Origin of the sequence: Tabrizicola sp. BL-A-41-H6 (assembly GCF_050632395.1) — a bacterium.
Classification (GTDB): Bacteria; Pseudomonadota; Alphaproteobacteria; order Rhodobacterales; family Rhodobacteraceae; genus JAUYQR01.
Map to the genome: position 1 here is coordinate 853760 of NZ_CP192600.1, position 18373 is coordinate 872132.

An 18373-nucleotide genomic window follows, 5' to 3' on the forward strand; every position below is an offset into this window, starting at 1 on the left:
TCGTACTCTCCCCATTGTGCGAAGGCCTAATGTGCCTTCGGCGTGTTGTGCCTCAGCGCGAGGCGTGGAAATTCTGGCCAAGGCTGGCCGGCGCATTCAGCGATGCCTTGCCGCGGCCGGACGACATGATGACCAACACGAGGATGGTTATCAGATAGGGCGCCATCGACAAGTATTCGACCGGTATCGCCGACCCTGCGGCCTGCAGGTTCAGTTGCAGAACCGTGATGCCGCCGAAAAGATAGGCGCCGAGCAGCACGCGCCACGGCTTCCACGACGCAAAGACCACGATCGCCAGCGCAATCCAGCCGGCCCCCGCCGTGATCCCGTCGGTCCATTGCGGCACCCGCACCAGGCTGATGTAGGCCCCGCCCAATCCCGCCATCGCGCCCCCGAACAGGATCGCCAGCACCCGGATGCGCGTCACCTTGTAGCCCAAGGCATGTGCCGCATCATGGCTTTCGCCCACCGCACGCAGCACCAGCCCGGTTCGGGTCGACCGCAGCACCCACCACACCGCCGCCACCACCGCGACCGACAGATAGACCACCCAGTCATGGCTGAACAGCACCCGGCCAAGGAACGGAATGTCCGCCAGCGGCCCGAACGGCACATCCCCCGTCATCGGCGGCTTGATCCCGACATACCCCTGCCCGATCAGTGACGACAGACCAAGGCCGAACAACGTCAGCGCAAGCCCCGTCGCCACCTGATTGGTCAGCAGGTATTGCGTCAAGACCGCGAACACCAAGGCCAGCGCCGCCGCCCCCAAGGCCCCGCCGACGAACCCCAGAAACGGGCTTCCCGTCTCGACCGCCGCGACAAACCCGCAGATCGCGCCCATGATCATCATCCCCTCGACGCCCAGGTTCAGGACGCCCGCCTTCTCCACCACCAACTCGCCGATGGCGGCCAGGATGATCGGCACGGACGCCACGATGACCGAAGCCAGAAGAAGGGCCGGATCAATACTGCCGAACATCACGCCACCGCCTTGGTTGAAAGCCGGACCCGGAAGTTGGTCAGCACGTCGCTGGCCAAGAGAAAGAACAACAGCATCCCCTGAAACGCCTGGATCGCCGCTGACGGCAAGCCAAGGTTGGTCGAGGCCATCTCGCCGCCTATATAGGTCAGCGCCATCAGCAGCCCGGCGAACAGAATGCCCACCGGGTTCAACCGGCCAAGGAACGCCACGATGATCGCGGTAAATCCGTAGCCCACGTTGAAATCGATGGTGATCTGCCCGGCAGGCCCGGTCACCTCAAACAGCCCCGCCAACCCCGCCAGCGCGCCCGAAATCCCCATGCACAACACCACCAGCCGGCTGGGCGCCACCCCGGCAAACCGCGCGGCGCGCGGCGCTTGCCCTGCCAGCTTGATGTGAAACCCCAGCAGATGGCGCTGCAACAGCACATAGGCCGCGATTACCGCGATAAACGCCGCCACCACGCCCCAATGCATCCCCGTCCCGGCAATCAGCTCCGGGTTCGACGCGGCGGGATAGCTTGAAAAGTTGCGGCTCCCCGGAAAGCCCGCGCCTTCCGGGTTTCGCAGGAACCCGGTCGCGGCCTTGGCCAAGATCGTCTGCGCTACATAGACCAGCAGCAGCGACACAAGGATCTCGTTGGTGTTGAACCGCGTCTTCAGGATCGCCGGGATCATCGCCCAGGCCCAGCCGCCAAATGCGCCAGCAATCACCATCACCGGATAGATCATCCGGTTTTCCGTGGGGTAAAGCGCCAGCCCCACCGAGGCGCCGATGATCGCCCCCATGATGTATTGCCCCTCCGCCCCGATGTTCCAGATGCCCGCCCGGAACCCCAGCGACAGCCCGAGCGCAATCAGGATCAAGGGCCCCGCCTTCACCAGAAGCTGGCCCCGGAAATAGAACGCGAACTCGCCGAGCAACGGGTCCCAGAAGATCGTCCGTATCGCCTCGACCGGGTTCTTGCCCAACAGCGCGAACATGATCCCGCCCGCGATCATCGTCAGAATGACCGCCAGAAACGGCGAGGCCTTCTGCCAGAAAGCCGAAGGCGAGGGTCGTTTTTCCAACCTCAACATGCGGCTTCCTCTTCGCCAAAATATCCTCGGGGGGTAAGGGGGGCAGACAGCCCCCCTGCGTCGCCTGCCATCATGCGCAACCTCGCCGACCCGATGCCTCCCCTCCCCCTCGTGGGGAGGGGCTGGGGGAGGGGGGCAACCTGCAGGCGGCCCGGCACGCCCATCTCAATGCCCATGATGCGCTACCTCCATGCCGTGCGTGCCGCCCATCATCAGACCGATCTCGTCCACCGTCAGGCCCTGCACTGGCCGCGTCGGCGTCAGCCGCCCGCCGTTCAGCGCGGCGAAATTGTCGGCGATTTCCAGCAGTTCATCCAGATCCTGGCTGATCACCACCACCGCCGCACCACCCGCCGCCCGGTCAAGGATGGCCTGCCGGATCGCCGCCGCCGCCGCCGCATCCACCCCCCATGTCGGCTGGTTGATCACGATCACCGTTGGCGTCTGGCTCAACTCGCGCCCGACGACGAACTTCTGCAAGTTGCCGCCCGACAGCGCCCGCGCCGCCACATGGGTGCCGGGTGTCCTCACGTCGAAATCCTTGACGATACCGGCCGCGAACGTCTCCGTTGCCGCCCAGTCGATGAAGCCGCGTTTCGTCAGCCCCTTGCGCACGACGCCCGACAGCAGCGCGTTCTCGACAAGGCTCATGTCCGGTGCCGCCGCATGGCCCAGCCGCTCTTCCGGTGCCGCCACCAGCCCCGCGCGCCGCCGGTCGTTAGGCCCTTTGTCGCCCATCGGCTTGCCGTCGATCCGCACCGCGTCTGGCCCCGATTTCAACTCGCCCGACAGCGCCAGCAGCAATTCGTCCTGCCCGTTGCCCGCCACTCCGGCAATCCCCAGCACCTCGCCCTTCCTGACCGCAAACCCCACGTTCTTCAGCGACGTCCCGAACGGAATGGGCGAGTTTACCGACAGCCCCGTCACCTCCAGTGCCACCTCGCCCTTGGCCTTCCCGGCCCGCGCCGGCGGCGTCAGCACCGTGCCGACCATCAGTTCCGCCATCTCCCGCGCCGTCCGCTCGCGCGGGGTGCAGGTCGCAACCACCTTGCCGCGCCGCAGGATCGTCGCCTCGTCGCAAAGGGTGCGGATCTCCTCCAGCTTGTGGCTGATATACAGGATCGCCGTCCCCTCGCTCGCCAGTTGCCGCAGTGTCTTGAACAGGATCTCCACCTCCTGCGGCGTCAGCACCGATGTCGGCTCGTCCATGATCAGAAGCTTCGGGTCCTGCAACAAACAGCGAATGATCTCCACCCGCTGCCGCTCTCCCGCCGACAGGTCACCCACCATCCGCGCCGGGTCCAGCGGCAAGCCATATTCCTCACTCACCGCCTTGATCCGCCCCGCCAGCGCCTTCATCGGCGGCGGGTTTTCCATGCCCAAGGCCACGTTCTCCGCCACGTTCAGCGCCTCGAACAGGCTGAAGTGCTGGAACACCATCGCCACGCCCAAGGCCCGTGCCTGCCCGGGTTTGCCCGGCGCATAAGCCTGCCCCCGCAGCACCATCCGCCCGCTGTCAGGTTTCACCAGCCCATAGATCATCTTCACCAGCGTCGATTTCCCCGCGCCGTTTTCCCCCAGCAGCGCGTGAACCTCCCCCTCGCTGATCTGGAACGACACGTCACTGTTCGCCACCACGCCGGGATAGGCCTTGGTCACCCCCTCGACGCTCAATAGAAGCTTGCCACTCATGCTTTCATCTTTCGCCGAAGGGTTACGCGTCTCGCCAGCAGTTCCGCCGCCACACCCACCGCAATTGCCTGCGGATGCTTGCCAAGCGCTGGGTTGCCGATCGGGCAGTCGATCCGCGCCACCGCCTCGGCCGAATGCCCCAGCCCCGCCAGACGCGACCGGAACCGCGCCCATTTCGTGGCCGACCCGATCAGCCCCAGCGACGCAAACCCCCGCCGCAACAGCGCATCACACAGCGCCAGATCGACGGCATGGCTATACGTCAGCACCAGATGCTCCGCCTCCACCGGCGCCAGCCTCACCGCTGCCTCAGGCACTGCAACCGGCAGCGCCGTCACGCCGTCCGGCACCACATCGGGAAACCGCTCCGCCGCCACATCGACCCAGGTGATCGCAAGCCCCGGCAGCGGCGCCAGCACCGCCACCAGCGCGCGCCCCACATGCCCAGCGCCCCAGATCCACAGCGCCCGCTTCGGCTCCACCGCAGGCTCCACCAACCACCCCTGCACCAGCCCCGGCCCCGGCACCACGCCCTCACCCCGCGCCCGCGCCAGCACCCGGCTGACTGCCAGCGGCATTTCCCCCGGCCCCCGCGCCACAATCCCCGCCTCCGCCACCGGCACGCCCGCGTAAACCTCGGTCCACAGCGTCACTGCCCCGCCGCAACACTGCCCCAAGGCCGGCCCCAGCGCCTGCCGATCGACCCGCGCCCCGCCCGAGGCCAGCATCGCCCGCGCCCGCGCCAAAGCCTCCCACTCCAGCGCCCCGCCGCCAATCGTCCCCGCCTGACCGCCCTCCCAGACCAGCATCGCCGCCCCCACCTCACGCGGGCTCGATCCGTCATGCGCCGCAATCACCACCCGCGCCACCGGCCCGTGCGCCTCGATTGCCGCCTGCAAGGCACCCAGATCAAACATGCTGCCTCCGCACCGCTGCCAGCACCCGCTCCGCCGTCGCCGGCGCGTCCAGGCCCGGATAAACCGACCCATCGCCGCACGCCGCCACCGCATCCGACAGCGCCATCAGAACCGATATCCCCAGCATGAACGGCGGCTCCCCCACCGCCTTCGACTTGCCCACCGCATCCTCGCGGTTGGGCTTGCCCCACAAGGCCACGTTGAACACCCGCGGCCGGTCCGAACAGGCCGGGATCTTGTACGTGCTGGGCGCGTGCGTCGCCAGACGTCCCTTGCCGTCCCAGACCAGCTCCTCCGTCGTCAGCCAGCCCGCGCCCTGCACATATGCGCCCTCGACCTGCCCGATATCCAAAGCCGGGTTCAGCGACGTCCCCGTGTCATGCAGAATATCCGCCCGCAAGATCCGGTTCTCCCCGGTCAGCCGGTCGATCACCACCTCCGTCACCGCCGCCCCGTAGGCAAAGTAAAAGAACGGCCGCCCGGTCCCGCGCACCCGGTCCCAGATGATCTTCGGTGTGGCATAGAACCCGGTCGACGACAGCGACACCCGCGCCTGATAGGCCCAGGCCACCACCCGCGCCCAGTCGTAAACCTCGCCCGCCACGCGCACTTCGCCGTCCACGAAGCGCACCGTCCCAGCCTGCACCTGATGCTTTTCGGCAATGAACTCTGCCAGCCGACCGCGAATGGTTTCCGCCGCCGCCTTCGCCGCCATCCCGTTCAGGTCCGCCCCGGAACTCGCCGCCGTGGCGCTGGTGTTCGGCACCTTCGCGGTATCCGTCGCGGTGATCTTCACCATCGACGCATCCACCCCGAACACCCCCGCCGTCACCTGCGCCACCTTCTGGAACAACCCCTGTCCCATCTCGGTCCCGCCGTGGTTCAGGTGGATCGACCCGTCCTGATACACATGCACCAAGGCCCCGGCCTGATTGAGCCAGGTCAGCGTGAACGAAATCCCGAACTTCACCGGCGTCAGCGCGATGCCCCGTTTCAGGATCGGGCTTTTTGCGTTCCACGCCGCGATCTCGGCCTTCCGCGCCGCAAAATCGCTGGTCCGCTCAAGTTCCGCCACCAGCTCATGCCCGATGAAATCCTCCACCGGCATGTGATAGGGCGTCGTCTGCACCGGGCCGTCCGGCGGCAGCACATGCGACCCCGCCTGTCCCGTCGCCCCGCGTGAGGTCAAGTCGGTTTCCCCCGCCCCACCTTTCATCTGTCCGGAAATATCCTCTGGGGGTCCGGGGGGCGAAGCGCCCCCGGGGGCGGCCGCCGCGCGGTAGAAGTTCACCTTGCGCACCGCCAACGCATCGCGCCCGACCACATGCGCCACATGGTCCATCACCCGCTCGATGCCGACCATGCCCTGCGGCCCGCCAAAGCCGCGAAACGCGGTGGCGCTTTGTGTGTTGGTCTTCAGTCGGTGCGATTCAATCCGGATATGCGGCAGGTGATAGCAGTTGTCGGCATGCAGCATCGCCCGGTCCGCCACCGGCAGGCTCAAATCCTGCGACCAACCGCAGCGAAACAGGTGCTGAAACTCCAGCCCCAGCACGCGCCCCACCGAGTCCACCCCGGCACGGTAATTGATCCGCAGGTCATGCCGCTTGCCGGTGATCACCATGTCATCGTCGCGGTCATAGCGCATCCGTGCCGGTCGTCCGGTCAGCCGTGCGGCCACCGCACAGGCAATTGCCAGCGCGTTGCCCTGGCTTTCCTTGCCGCCGAACCCGCCCCCCATCCGCCGCACTTCGACCCGCACCGCGCTCATCGGCAGATGCAGCGCATGGGCCACCTTGTGCTGAACCTCCGTCGGATGCTGGGTGGAGGAGTGGACGATCATGTCGCCCCCCTCCTGCGGCAGGGCGGCGGCCACCTGACCCTCCAGATAGAAGTGCTCCTGCCCGCCCACCTCGAACGTGCCCTCGACGACATGCGCCGCCTTGCCGATGGCCGCCGCCGCGTCGCCCTTGGCCCAGATCACCGGCCCCTGCTCGAACCGGCTATTCGCCGCCAGCGCATCGTCCACCGTCAACAGCGCCGGCAATTCGCGGTAGGAAATCTTCCCCAACCGCGCCGCCTTGCGCGCCTTCAGATGGCTCGTGGCGATAACAAGGAATACCGGCTGGCCTACGTAATGCACCGTGCCCACCGCCAACAGAGGCTCGTCCGCCGCCGAAGGCGAGCAGTCGGGCATGTCTGGCAGATCATCCGCACTCAGCACCGCCACCACGCCCGGCGCGGCCCGCACCGCAGAAAGGTCGATCCCGGTGATCTCGCCATGCGCCACGGTCGAAAGCCCGAAAGCCAGATGCAGCGCGTTCCCCGGCAAGGGAATGTCATCCACATAGCGCGCCAGTCCGGTCACATGCAGCGGTGCTGCGTCATGCGGCAGGGGTTTGCCCATGCTCATGGCATCACCTCCAGCACCGAAACGGGCACGCCGTTCAGATCATGGAAATACCGGATCATCATGTTCTGCGCAGTTTCCATCCGGTATGCCGCACTCGCCCGCATGTCACTCAGCGGCGTGAAATCCGAAGCCATCGCCGCCGCCGCGCGTTCAGCCGTGGCCAGCGTCCAGGTTTGCCCCACCAGCGCCGCCTCCGCCTCCGCCGCCCGCTTCGGCACCCCGGCCATGCCCCCGAACGCGATCCGCGCCCCGGTGACGACGCCCGCCTCCACCGTCACGTTGAAACAGCCGCAGACCGCCGAGATATCCTGATCGAACCGCTTCGACAGTTTGTAGCACCGCAACGCCGGCGCGCTTCCCGGCATCGAAATCCCCGCCACGAACTCGCCCGGCCGGCGGTCCTGCTTGCGGTACTCAATGAAGAAATCCTCCAGCGCCATCGACCGCATCGCATCGCCCCGACGCAGGTGCAGCGTCGCCCCCAGCGCGATCAGCGCCGGCGGCCCGTCGCCGATGGGCGAGCCGTTGGCGATGTTGCCCCCGATCGTCGCCGCGTTCCTGACCTGCACGCTGGCATAGCGCCGCAAAAGCTCGCCAAGGGACGGCAGCCGTTCCTTCACCGCGTCCAGCAACGCCGAGATCGTCACCCCTGCACCAATGTGCAACTGCCCGCCCTGTTCCTCGATGGCCTGCAAGTCGCGCACGCCGTTCAGGAACGCGACCGGCGTAAGGTTGCGCAACTGTTTCGTTACCCAAAGCCCCACGTCCGTCGCCCCGGCGATCAGCACGGCATCGGGGTTCGCCAGATACCACTCCGCCAATTCGTCGCTGTCGCGCGGGCGGAACGCGCCGGGGGCGCTGCCCCCGGACCCCTGGGATATTTGGAGAAGAGGAAGCCCTGCAGCATCATCCATCCAACTTGGCACCGGCGCCGCTTCCGCAGCTTCGGCGGCGCGGATGATCGGCGCATAGCCGGTGCAGCGGCAAAGGTTGCCGGCCAACACGTCGTCATGATCCCGGCGGCCCTGCGCGTGGCCCACTGCCATCGACACCACGAACCCCGGCGTGCAGAAGCCGCACTGGCTGCCGTGATGGGTGATCATCGCCTGTTGCACCGGATGCAAGCTGCCATCCGGCCCTGCGATGCCTTCGACCGTGCGCACCGCCTTGCCGTGCAACTGCGCCAGAAACAGGATGCAGGCGTTCAGCGCCCGCGACCCGTCCGCATCGGTGACCATCACCGTGCACGCGCCACAGTCGCCTTCGTTGCAACCTTCCTTCGTGCCGGTCAGGCCACGCACATCGCGCAGCCAATCAAGGAGCGTCCGCGTCGGCGGCTGATCCGCGACCGTTACAGGCGCACCGTTCAGGAGAAACGAAATCTCCGTCATGTCAAAATCCGCCGCGGTCTCCCCGGTCGAGGTATTCCGTGTGCCCGCCCGATGCGGCGTAAGGCTGACACACACCCCAAGGGCTTCTTGCCCCTTCTTTTATAATCACCATGAAGCGCTGAAGGTTGCCACATGGCAAGACATACCTTCTTTGGTTTCTTGGAAGCAGTTTCGCCTTTCGCCGAAAGAACGAGCAGACCTTTCCCCGGCGCGCGGGCTTCGCTACCTTCCACCCATGTCCCAGACCCGATTCATCCACCTCCGCGTCCACACCGAACATTCCCTTCTGGAAGGCGCGGTCCCGGTGAAGAAGCTGGTCGACCTCTGCAAGTCGCAAGCGATGCCCGCCGTCGCCGTGACCGACACCAACAACATGTTCGCCGCACTGGAGTTTTCCGTCACCGCAGCCGGGGCAGGGGTCCAGCCCATTGTCGGCTGCCAGATTTCGGTCGCCTACGATCCAGCACAACCGGGCGAACGCCCGCGCCAGCCCGCCCCCGTGGTTCTGCTGGCGCAGAACGAGGCCGGCTACCAGAATCTGATGCGGCTCAACACGCGGCTTTACATCGACGGCGCGGTGGCCGGCACCGGCGCGCTGCCGCAGGTCACTCTCGATGAACTTGCCGCGCAGTCGGACGGCCTCATCTGCCTTACGGGCGGGCCGGATGGGCCGCTTGGCCGCCTCCTTTCGGCCGGGCAGATGCCTAAGGCGCGTTCACTGTTGCAGCGGCTGGCCGCGATCTACCCGAACCGGCTTTATGTCGAGTTGCAACGCCACCCCGGCCCCGGCGGGCAGTTGCCCGAGGCCGAGGCCCTGGCCGAACGCGGCTCGGTCGAACTGGCCTATGAATTCGCCTTGCCGCTGGTCGCCACCAACGATGTCTACTTCATCAAGGCCGAGATGTATCAGGCGCACGACGCTCTGATCTGCATCGCCGAAGGCGCCTATGTCGATCAACAGCAGCCCCGCCGCCGCCTGACCCCGCAGCACTATTTCAAGACCGAAGCCGAAATGTGCGCCCTCTTCGCCGACCTGCCCGAGGCGCTGGAAAACACGGTCGAGATTGCCCGCCGTTGCGCCTTTGCCGCCAAGAAGCGCGCGCCGATCCTGCCTAAATTCGCCGATGACGAGGTCAACGAACTGCGCCGCCAGGCCAACGAAGGGCTTGAAGCACGGCTTGCCGTCATCACCCCCTCGGCCACGCGCGAGGAGTATCAGGCCCGGCTCGACTTCGAGCTTGGCATCATCGAAAAGATGGGCTTCCCCGGCTACTTCCTGATCGTGGCTGATTTCATCAAATGGGCCAAGGATCACGGTATCCCCGTCGGTCCGGGCCGGGGTTCGGGTGCGGGCAGCCTCGTCGCCTATGCCCTCACGATCACCGACCTCGATCCCTTGCGCTATGCGCTTCTCTTCGAACGCTTCCTCAACCCCGAACGCGTCTCGATGCCCGACTTCGACATCGACTTCTGCATGGACCGCCGCGAAGAGGTGATCCGCTACGTGCAAGACCGCTATGGCCGCGACAAGGTGGGCCAGATCATCACCTTCGGCGCTTTGCTGTCGAAAGCCGCCGTGCGCGACGTAGGCCGCGTCTTGCAGATGTCCTACGGGCAGGTGGACCGGCTGTCGAAGATGATCCCGGTCGAAGGCGTGAAGCCGGTGTCGATCACCAAGGCCTTGGCCGATGAACCCCGCCTGCGCGAAGCCGCGAAAGAGGAGGTCGTCGGCCGCCTCCTCGATTACGCCGCCCAGATCGAAGGCCTCTACCGCAATGCCTCCACCCATGCCGCAGGGGTGGTGATCGGGGACCGCCCGCTCGACCAGTTGGTGCCGCTCTACCAGGACCCGCGCTCCGACATGCCCGCCACCCAGTTCAACATGAAATGGGTCGAAGCCGCAGGTCTGGTGAAGTTCGACTTTCTTGGTCTCAAGACCCTGACCGTGATCCAGAACGCGATGGACCTTCTGGCGCTCCGTGGCATCAGTTTCGACATCAACCTGATCCCCCTCGACGACAAGCCAAGTTACGAGCTTTACGCCGCTGCCAAGACCGTCGCCGTGTTTCAGGTGGAAAGCTCGGGCATGATGGATGCGCTCAGGCGCATGAAGCCGACCTGCATCGAGGATATCGTGGCTTTGGTGGCGCTCTACCGCCCCGGCCCGATGGAAAACATCCCCGCCTATTGCGAGGTCAAGAACGGCTTGCGCGACCTTGAATCGATCCACCCCACCATCGACCACATCTTGGCCGAAACCCAAGGCATCATCGTCTATCAGGAACAGGTGATGCAGATCGCGCAGGTCATGGCCGGGTATTCCCTTGGCGGTGCCGACCTTCTGCGCCGCGCGATGGGCAAGAAGATCGCCGAGGAAATGGCCAAGGAACGCCCGAAATTCATCGAAGGCGCCAAGGCCACCCACAACATCGACGCCAAGAAGGCGGGCGAGGTGTTCGACCTTCTGGAGAAATTCGCCAACTACGGCTTCAACAAATCCCACGCCGCCGCCTATGCCGTGGTCAGCTACCAGACTGCCTATCTCAAGGCGAACTACCCGGCCGAATTCATGGCCGCCGTGATGAACTGCGACCTCCACCTCACCGACAAGCTTGCCGTCTACAAACGCGAGGTCGACAAGCTGGGCATCAAGACCATCGCGCCCTGCATCAACGCCTCCCTCGCCACCTTTACCGTGCGCGATGGTGCTTTGGTCTACGGCCTCGGTGCCTTGAAGAACGTCGGCGTCGACGCGATGCGCCTGATCGTCGAGGCGCGTGGTCAGAAACCCTTCGCCACCCTCTTCGATTTCGCCCGCCGCGTGGACCTGAAACGCATCGGCAAACGCCCGCTCGAAATGCTCGCCCGCGCCGGATGCTTCGACCAACTTGACCCCAACCGCGCCCGCGTGTTCGAGGCCCTCGACCCCCTCGTCGCCTACTCCGCCGCGATCCACGACGCGAAGTCCTCCACCCAGGTCTCCCTCTTCGGCGAGGCTGGCGCCGACATCCCCGAACCGCGCCTTCCCTTCCGCGACGACTGGCTCGCCATCGAACGCCTCGCGCAGGAACATCAGGCGATCGGCTTCTACCTCTCCGGCCACCCGCTTGACGACTACATGTCCGCCCTGAAACGCAAGGGCGTCGACACCCTCACCGACCTCACCGCCAAAGCCGAACGCGCCCCCCTCATCGCGAAACTCGCCGGCTCCGTCTCCGCCCGGCAGGAGCGCAAGTCCGCCAAGGGCAACCGTTTCGCCTTCGTCTCCCTCTCCGACCCGACCGGGCTTTACGAAGTCACCGTGTTCTCCGACACGTTGGAGGCTTCCCGCGATCTTCTCGAACCCGGCCGCAACGTCGTCCTCACCGTCAAGGCGGAACTCGAAGGCGACACCCTGAAACTCCTCGCCAACCACGTCCAGGCCATCGACGCCGTCGCCGACCAAGCCGGCGCGCAGGACCTCCGCATCCACATCAACCAGCCCTCCGCGATCCAGTCCCTCCTCACCCTCCTCCCCAAACTCGAGGGCCGCACCCGCGCCCGCCTCACCCTCACCGCCCATTTCGACGGCGGGCACGAGGCCGACATCCCCCTCCCGCAAACCTACCCCGTCACCCCCCAGATCCGCGCCGCCATCAAGGCGATCCAGGGCGTCGTGATGGTCGAAGAGGTGTAGCGCCCGCCCGCCTCACCCGCCCTTAACGCCCCCCGCGTCTCCTCGGCCAAAAGGAGCACGCCGATGGACCCCCTCATCCAGATCCCCCTCGCCGACATCGACCCCCGCGCCCTTCTGCGCGACCGCACCACCCTCGACCCCACCAGCCTCACCGAACTCCAAACCTCGATCCTGATCGAGGGCCTCCGCACCCCGATCGAGGTCTGGCGCCTCACCACCCCGCGCCCCCAGACCGACGGCCCGCCCCACCTTTTCGGCCTCATCTCCGGCCTCCGCCGCCTCACCGCCGCCCGCAACCTCGGCCTCCCCACGATCCCCGCCTTCCTCCGCACCCCCGCATCGCTTCCCGCCGCGATGGCCGCGATGGTCACCGAAAACGAGATCCGCGCCCCCGTCACCCCTTGGGAAAAAGGCGCCCTCATCACCGCCGCCGTAGAGGAGGGCCACTTCCCCACCCCCGATGCCGCCGTGGCCGCCCTCTACCCCGCGCTCGCCCGTCAGGCCCGCACCCGCCTGCGCGCCTTCGCGATGGTGGTGGAGGCGCTGACCGGCCTCCTCACCACGCCCGAGCGTCTGTCCACCCACCGCATGGAACGTCTGGCGTCGGCCCTGAGGGGAGACATGGAGGACCTGATCCGCGCCACCCTCACCCCCCTCGCCGGCCACGCGCTCGATCTGCAATGGTCCAGCCTGATGACGGTGCTGGACGAGAAGCCCGACCCCGAAGCCCTCCCCGGCCGCCCCCGCAAGCTGTTGCAGCTACGCCAAGGCCTGACGATCCGCAGGGAAGCCTGCCGCGAAGGCTGGGTGCTGCGGTTCACCGGGCCAGAGGCGAAACGCGGCGGTCTGGCCGATGACGTGATGGACGAGATCGAACGCTGGTTTCAGAAAAGCTGAGCAACACCCGCACCCCAACCCCACACAACGAAGGGCCGCGCCCTCCCGCGGGCGGGCGCCCCAACGGCCGACGTAGGCACTTGATCCCACAACCCCTCCCCCCGAAGTTCTGCTGATGCAGTTGCAACCGATCTCATGAGGGAATGACAGTTCACTTGAACCCGGCTTCTCAAGTTGCGGCATCTGTAGCAGGCCAAGCCTGTGAGTAGTGCCGAGGCATGAAGGTCGTTTCGTACTGTGTGCAATCAGTGTTTGTTAACGAAAATGTGCGAACCTTCGTCTTGTAACCACCTTCGCTCCGCATACGTTGTTTGCAAAAGAATGCCTTGACACTGAAGTGGGTGAACGGGCATGGCCACTGCAACTAAGAAGAATCACAGTTCGGATCCCTCTCGGGAGCGGTTCGTATTGTTGTTGTGAAATGTTGGGACATGTGGGTAAGGTGACTTAAGGCCTTGACAGGAATCATCCGGTGGGGGGTGCGCGGGGCAGGTGGAAGAGTGTTCTCTGGCAATATGTTCGGGAACCCTCAATCGTCCCACTGAGTTGGTAGGGGCGAGTTCGCAGCGTTTTCCCTGCCTGAGAATAGCCGCAATTGCGGCGTAAATGGCATGGAAAGATGGATGGGCAAGTTAGGGTTTCAAACGGTTTCTGAGGTGTGCTCGGTTAAATCGAGCGGTGTGCTTATTAAAAAGGAGGCAGCTATGAACGCCGGTGAAAACGTCACAGAGAATTTGACGCGCCTCTACGAAGAGAAGCGCAGCCAAGGTCTCGTCGACGTGAAGTTTCTGCACAAAAATCTGGATGAAGGTAGCCCGCTGCAAGTTCAGCAGGATCTTTTGAAGATTCATAGAGCGATAGCAGACGGTAAAGTCTCTAAGTTAGACTTTGGCGACTTGCGGCTTAAGAAGGTCGGTTGATAGCTGCTATTGACAGTGGAAGCCTCGGGGCATAGCACAACAAATAGTTGTTTCTTGTCTCGAGGCTCCTGTGACTGACAAGGCTCTGAAATTAGTCAATGCATTTTACGCCGCCAAGCGCGTCAATCATTATTATCACATGCATACGAGCGGAGATGAGCTCGTAAATCAGCGCGTAAGCGTTGAAAACATTCACAAAATTATCGAACTCTTAACAGACCTCGTCATCGAAAAAGATGAAGTGGATGTTGAATCTGAGTTCCACAGGGCATTTGTGGAGCGATATGTTGATCAGGCCGGAAATAAAGTAAACAAAATCCACGTGATAAAGTCGGAGGCCTCTTGGTGGAAGCGCTTCGCGTGCGTAAAGGAACTTTGTCACATTTTGGTAGACACGGAAGAAGACTTTCAACCTGATCCATGTGTAACCATTGGTAACATGAAGGAAACTCCACACTTTATGGAGGAACACACCAGTCCGGAAGCGGACTCTGAGTATCTCGCGGAAGTGATCGCGATGGAACTAATCTATCCTCTCGAACACCGTCGAGAAGATATCATGATGCTTGAGCAAGCCAGCACGACTATTGAGGCAATTTCGGAACGGAGAGATGTCCCTCGCAAGTACGTTTCTTTGGGCGTAACGAACGGGCACTTCGAAACATGCGTCAAGATATGGAAGTCTCTCAAGGCGGTTGAACCACCAAACTTGGACGAATTGCTGTGAGCTTCACTGTGGTATCCATACTGGCAATCGGCGGTTAACAAACCCTTAACCCAACCCCCTAACCCCTTGATATCCCACACCCCACCCGAGTGTCCCACGGTGGGACAGGGCGGCTGGCCCAACGGCCCCGGCCTCCCCGAAGCCTCCCCTCACCAATGCGGCGGCCTCACGTTGGCCGCCGGGGCCTCCCCCAGCCCCGCCTCCCGCTCCGCTTCCCTCTCCGCCAGCATCGCCGCCAGCCGGGTCAGCCGGTCGATCTCCCGCCCTTGGCTCGCCACCACATCCGACAGATCCTCCACCGCCCGCGTCAGGTGGGCGATCCTTTCCTCCAGTGCCTCGGTCCGGTCCATCCCTCACCCCCGCTTGCCGCCCCCCCGGCCATTCGATACACGGGGGCCGCGACGATAGGCGAAGGGCCCGACCGATGGCAAACGACAAATCCTCCCGCCGCCCCAGGGCCGAGACCCCAAAGGGTTTCCGCGATTACTTTGGCGCCGAGGTGACGGCCCGCAAGGCCATGCTCGACGCCATCGCCGAGGTCTACCACCGCTACGGCTTCGATCCCTTGGAGACCAGCGCCGTCGAAACCGTCGAAGCCCTCGGCAAGTTCCTCCCCGACGTCGACCGCCCCAACGAGGGCGTGTTCGCCTGGCAGGACGAAGACGCCGACTGGCTCGCCCTCCGCTACGACCTCACCGCCCCATTGGCCCGCGTCGCCGCCCAGTACCGCAACGACCTGCCCAGCCCCTACCGCCGCTACGCGATGGGCCCGGTCTGGCGGAACGAAAAGCCCGGCCCCGGCCGCTTCCGCCAGTTCTACCAATGCGACGCCGACACGGTGGGCAGCGCCTCAGTCGCCGCCGACGCCGAAATCTGCGCTATGCTGGCCGACGCGCTGGAAACCGTCGGCATCCCCCGTGGCGACTACGTGGTGAGGGTCAACAACCGCAAGGTCCTGAACGGCGTGATGGAAGTCGCGGGCCTTTCCGGTGACGACAAGGAAACCGAACGCGGCATCGTCCTGCGCGCCATCGACAAGATCGACCGGCTTGGCGACGCCGGCGTGCGCGCCCTCCTCGGCGAAGGCCGCAAGGACGAGAGCGGGGATTTCACCAAGGGTGCGGGGCTTGGTCACGAGCAGGCAGAGGTCGTGATGGGCTTCATGGCCGCAAAGCGTGGCACCGGGGCCGAAACAGTGGCCCGCCTGCGAGAGTTGGTGGGAGCCTCGGCCATCGGGGTGGAAGGCGTGGCCGAGTTGGAAGGGATTGGCGACCTTCTGGCGGCGCAGGGCTACGGCCCCGACCGCATCGTGATCGACCCAGGGGTCGTCCGCGGCCTCGGCTATTACACCGGGCCAGTCTATGAGGCGGAGCTAACCTTTGAAATCCTCGACGAGAAGGGCCGCAAGCGGCAGTTCGGATCGGTCGCGGGCGGCGGGCGGTATGACGGGCTGGTGAAGCGATTTACCGGGCAGGACGTGCCTGCAACCGGAGTTTCCATCGGGGTAGACCGGCTGCTCGCTGCGTTGAAGGCCAAAGGGGGCGTGCAGGGTGACGTGGCGGGGCCGGTCGTGGTGACAGTGATGGACCGCGAGCGGATGGCGGATTACATGGCGATGGTGGGCGATCTGCGGCGGGCGGGTATCCGGGCAGAGGTCTACCTCGGCAACCCGAAGAACTTCGGCAACCAATTGAAGTATGCCGACAAACGCTCATCGCCCATCGCGGTGATCCAGGGTGGCAACGAGGCGGCGGCGGGAACGGTGATCCTGAAGGACCTGATCCTTGGTGCCAAGATCGCTGAAAGCGCCACGCTGGAGGAATGGAAGGACCGCCCTGCACAGGTTGAGGTCCCGCGCGAAGGTCTGGTGGCCGCAGTGCGAAAGATGCTGGCGCAATGACGCCGAAAGCGGCGATCCGGGCCGAGGCCGAGCGGTTGCACGCAGCCTTTGTCGCGGCGGGGGCGGTACCGGTGGAGGCGGATATCCTTTTACCGGCGGAAACGCTTCTTGATCTTTATGGCGAGGATATCCGGGCGCGGGCCTATGTGACGCAAGACCCGGCGCGGGGCGAGATGATGCTGCGGCCCGATTTCACGGTGCCGGTGGTGCAGGCGCACATGGCGCATGGGGCGGAGCCAGCGCGGTATTGCTATCTGGGCGAGGTTTTCCGCAAGCAGGACCGCGCATCGGAACGGGCGTCGGAATATCTGCAAGTCGGGTTCGAGGTGTTTGACCGGACCGCGCCAGAGGCGGCAGATGCCGAGGTATTTGCGCTGTTCCAGTCGATGCTGGCGGATCTGCGCTTGCGGCCCGCAACCGGGGATATCGGTATCCTGATGGCTGCGGTGCGCGGGTTGGAAACGACGCCGCGGCGGAGGGCGGCGCTGTTGCGGCACATCTGGCGGCCAAGGCGGTTTCGCGCGCTGCTGGACCGGTTCGCCGGCAGGGCCCCGGTGTCTGCTGCGCGGGCGGCCTTGCTGGAGCGGTTGGCCAAAGGGTCGCCCGAGGCGTTGATCGCGGAGGCCGGAACGTTCGTCGGGCTGCGGTCCGCCGGGGAAATCGCGGCGCGGGCCGAGGCGTTGCTGGAGGACGCCGGGGCGAAGCCAATCTCGGCGCCTGAGGCGGCGATGCTGTATGACCTTTTGACGCTTGAGGCGCCGACGGCGGCGGCCTTGGCGCATTTGCGGGGCATCATGCCGATGCTGCCGGCAATCGGCCCGGCGGTAGACCGGTTCGCGCTGCGGCTGGAGGCGTTGGCGGAGCGCGGTGTGGATTTGAACAAGCTACCGTTTGAAGCGAGCCACGGGCGAACCTCTTTGGAATATTACGACGGGTTCGTGTTCAGCTTTCATGCGGCTGACCCTTCGCTGCCGCCGGTCGCGTCGGGCGGGCGGTATGATGCGTTGACAGCGGTCTTGGGGGCGGGGGTCTCGATCCCGGCGGTGGGTGGCGTGATCCGGCCGGGGCTGGTGGCGCGGTTACGGGGGGCGGCATGATCAAGATCGGGGTGCCGTCGAAGGGCCGTCTGATGACAGAGACCTTCGCCTGGTTCGGGGCGCGGGGGCTGGCGATGCGGCGAACCGGGGCGGAGCGGGAATATTCCGGCGCGGTCGAGGGGATGGAAGGGGTGGAGTTGGTGCTGCTGGCCGCCTCAGAAGTGCCGCGCGAGCTGGAGGCGGGGCGAATTAACCTTGGGGTGACCGGGACCGACCTTGTGCGCGAGGAGTTGGCGGACTGGTCGTCGGTCGTGGCGGAGGTGGCGCGGCTTGGGTTCGGGCAGGCGGATTTGATCCTGGCGGTGCCGTCGGTCTGGGTGGACGTGGATACGCTGGATGATCTGGATGCGGCGGCGGCGGCGTTTCGGGCGGAGCATGGGTTTCGGTTGCGGATCGCCACGAAGTATCACCGGCTGGTGCGGGAATTTCTGACCGAGAACGGGGTCGCGGATTATCAACTGGTGGATAGTCTGGGGGCGACGGAAGGGACGGTGAAGAACCTGACGGCCGAGGCGATCGCGGACATCACCTCGTCGGGGGAGACGTTGAGGGCGAACCATCTGAAGGTGCTGTCTGACGGGCTAATCCTGCGGTCGGAGGCCGTGCTGTTTCGGGCGAAGGGGTCGGGGGAGGACCTTGGGCCGTTGCTGGAGCGGCTTGGGGTTTGAGGGGTGTCCCA

14 protein-coding genes are annotated in these 18373 nt (G+C 65.1%); 7 read left to right on the forward strand and 7 right to left on the reverse strand.

Annotation, left to right across the window (positions count from 1 at the left end):
- Positions 1-52: 52 nt before the first annotated feature.
- The 6 genes from ACROUL_RS04285 to xdhA all read right to left on the reverse strand — a co-directional run bounded on the left by ACROUL_RS04285 (position 53) and on the right by xdhA (position 8477).
- The gene (locus tag ACROUL_RS04285) at positions 53-982 is read right to left on the reverse strand and encodes an ABC transporter permease (RefSeq protein WP_431298308.1); all 930 of its coding nucleotides are present in this window, start codon (positions 980-982) and stop codon (positions 53-55) included.
- The gene (locus ACROUL_RS04290; RefSeq protein ID WP_431298309.1) at positions 982-2064 is read right to left on the reverse strand and encodes an ABC transporter permease; all 1083 of its coding nucleotides are present in this window, start codon (positions 2062-2064) and stop codon (positions 982-984) included. The genes ACROUL_RS04285 and ACROUL_RS04290 overlap by 1 nt, the downstream gene beginning before the upstream one ends.
- 165 nt (positions 2065-2229) lie before the next feature.
- Entirely contained in the window at positions 2230-3756 is a 1527-nt protein-coding gene (locus tag ACROUL_RS04295; protein WP_431298310.1) for an ABC transporter ATP-binding protein, read from the reverse strand.
- The gene (xdhC, locus tag ACROUL_RS04300; protein WP_431298311.1) at positions 3753-4673 is read right to left on the reverse strand and encodes a xanthine dehydrogenase accessory protein XdhC; all 921 of its coding nucleotides are present in this window, start codon (positions 4671-4673) and stop codon (positions 3753-3755) included. The genes ACROUL_RS04295 and xdhC overlap by 4 nt, the downstream gene beginning before the upstream one ends.
- Positions 4666-7086 (reverse strand): xanthine dehydrogenase molybdopterin binding subunit, encoded by a 2421-nt coding sequence (gene xdhB, locus ACROUL_RS04305; RefSeq protein ID WP_431298312.1) that lies wholly within the window; start codon positions 7084-7086, stop codon positions 4666-4668. The genes xdhC and xdhB overlap by 8 nt, the downstream gene beginning before the upstream one ends.
- Entirely contained in the window at positions 7083-8477 is a 1395-nt protein-coding gene (gene xdhA / locus ACROUL_RS04310) for a xanthine dehydrogenase small subunit (protein WP_431298313.1), read from the reverse strand. The genes xdhB and xdhA overlap by 4 nt, the downstream gene beginning before the upstream one ends.
- Before the next feature lie 235 nt (positions 8478-8712).
- Between xdhA and dnaE the strand changes: the two genes are divergently transcribed.
- The 4 genes from dnaE (at position 8713) to ACROUL_RS04330 (ending at position 14697) form a co-directional block, all read left to right on the forward strand.
- The gene (gene dnaE, locus ACROUL_RS04315) at positions 8713-12153 is read left to right on the forward strand and encodes a DNA polymerase III subunit alpha (RefSeq protein ID WP_431298314.1); all 3441 of its coding nucleotides are present in this window, start codon (positions 8713-8715) and stop codon (positions 12151-12153) included.
- Positions 12154-12216: 63 nt separating this feature from the next.
- A complete protein-coding gene (locus ACROUL_RS04320; protein WP_431298315.1) occupies positions 12217-13050 on the forward strand; it encodes a ParB/RepB/Spo0J family partition protein in 834 nt (277 codons plus the stop codon).
- 611 nt (positions 13051-13661) lie between these two features.
- Positions 13662-13970: a hypothetical protein gene (locus tag ACROUL_RS04325; protein ID WP_431298316.1), complete on the forward strand. Its 309-nt coding sequence runs from the start codon at positions 13662-13664 to the stop codon at positions 13968-13970.
- A 70-nt stretch (positions 13971-14040) separates the two neighbouring features.
- The gene (locus ACROUL_RS04330; protein WP_431298317.1) at positions 14041-14697 is read left to right on the forward strand and encodes a hypothetical protein; all 657 of its coding nucleotides are present in this window, start codon (positions 14041-14043) and stop codon (positions 14695-14697) included.
- A gap of 149 nt (positions 14698-14846) precedes the next feature.
- Here the strand turns inward: ACROUL_RS04330 and ACROUL_RS04335 are convergent, their stop codons facing one another.
- Entirely contained in the window at positions 14847-15047 is a 201-nt protein-coding gene (locus ACROUL_RS04335; RefSeq protein ID WP_431298318.1) for a SlyX family protein, read from the reverse strand.
- Positions 15048-15121: 74 nt separating this feature from the next.
- Here ACROUL_RS04335 and hisS point away from each other — a divergent pair, with 74 nt between their 5' ends.
- Genes hisS through hisG form a run of 3 tightly spaced genes read left to right on the forward strand, consistent with a single transcriptional unit; the run spans position 15122 to position 18362 of the window.
- Entirely contained in the window at positions 15122-16597 is a 1476-nt protein-coding gene (hisS, locus tag ACROUL_RS04340; RefSeq protein WP_431298319.1) for a histidine--tRNA ligase, read from the forward strand.
- Positions 16594-17694 (forward strand): ATP phosphoribosyltransferase regulatory subunit, encoded by a 1101-nt coding sequence (locus tag ACROUL_RS04345; RefSeq protein WP_431298320.1) that lies wholly within the window; start codon positions 16594-16596, stop codon positions 17692-17694. The genes hisS and ACROUL_RS04345 overlap by 4 nt, the downstream gene beginning before the upstream one ends.
- Entirely contained in the window at positions 17691-18362 is a 672-nt protein-coding gene (gene hisG, locus ACROUL_RS04350; protein WP_431298321.1) for an ATP phosphoribosyltransferase, read from the forward strand. Before ACROUL_RS04345 ends, hisG begins: the two co-directional genes overlap by 4 nt.
- Positions 18363-18373: the final 11 nt, after the last annotated feature.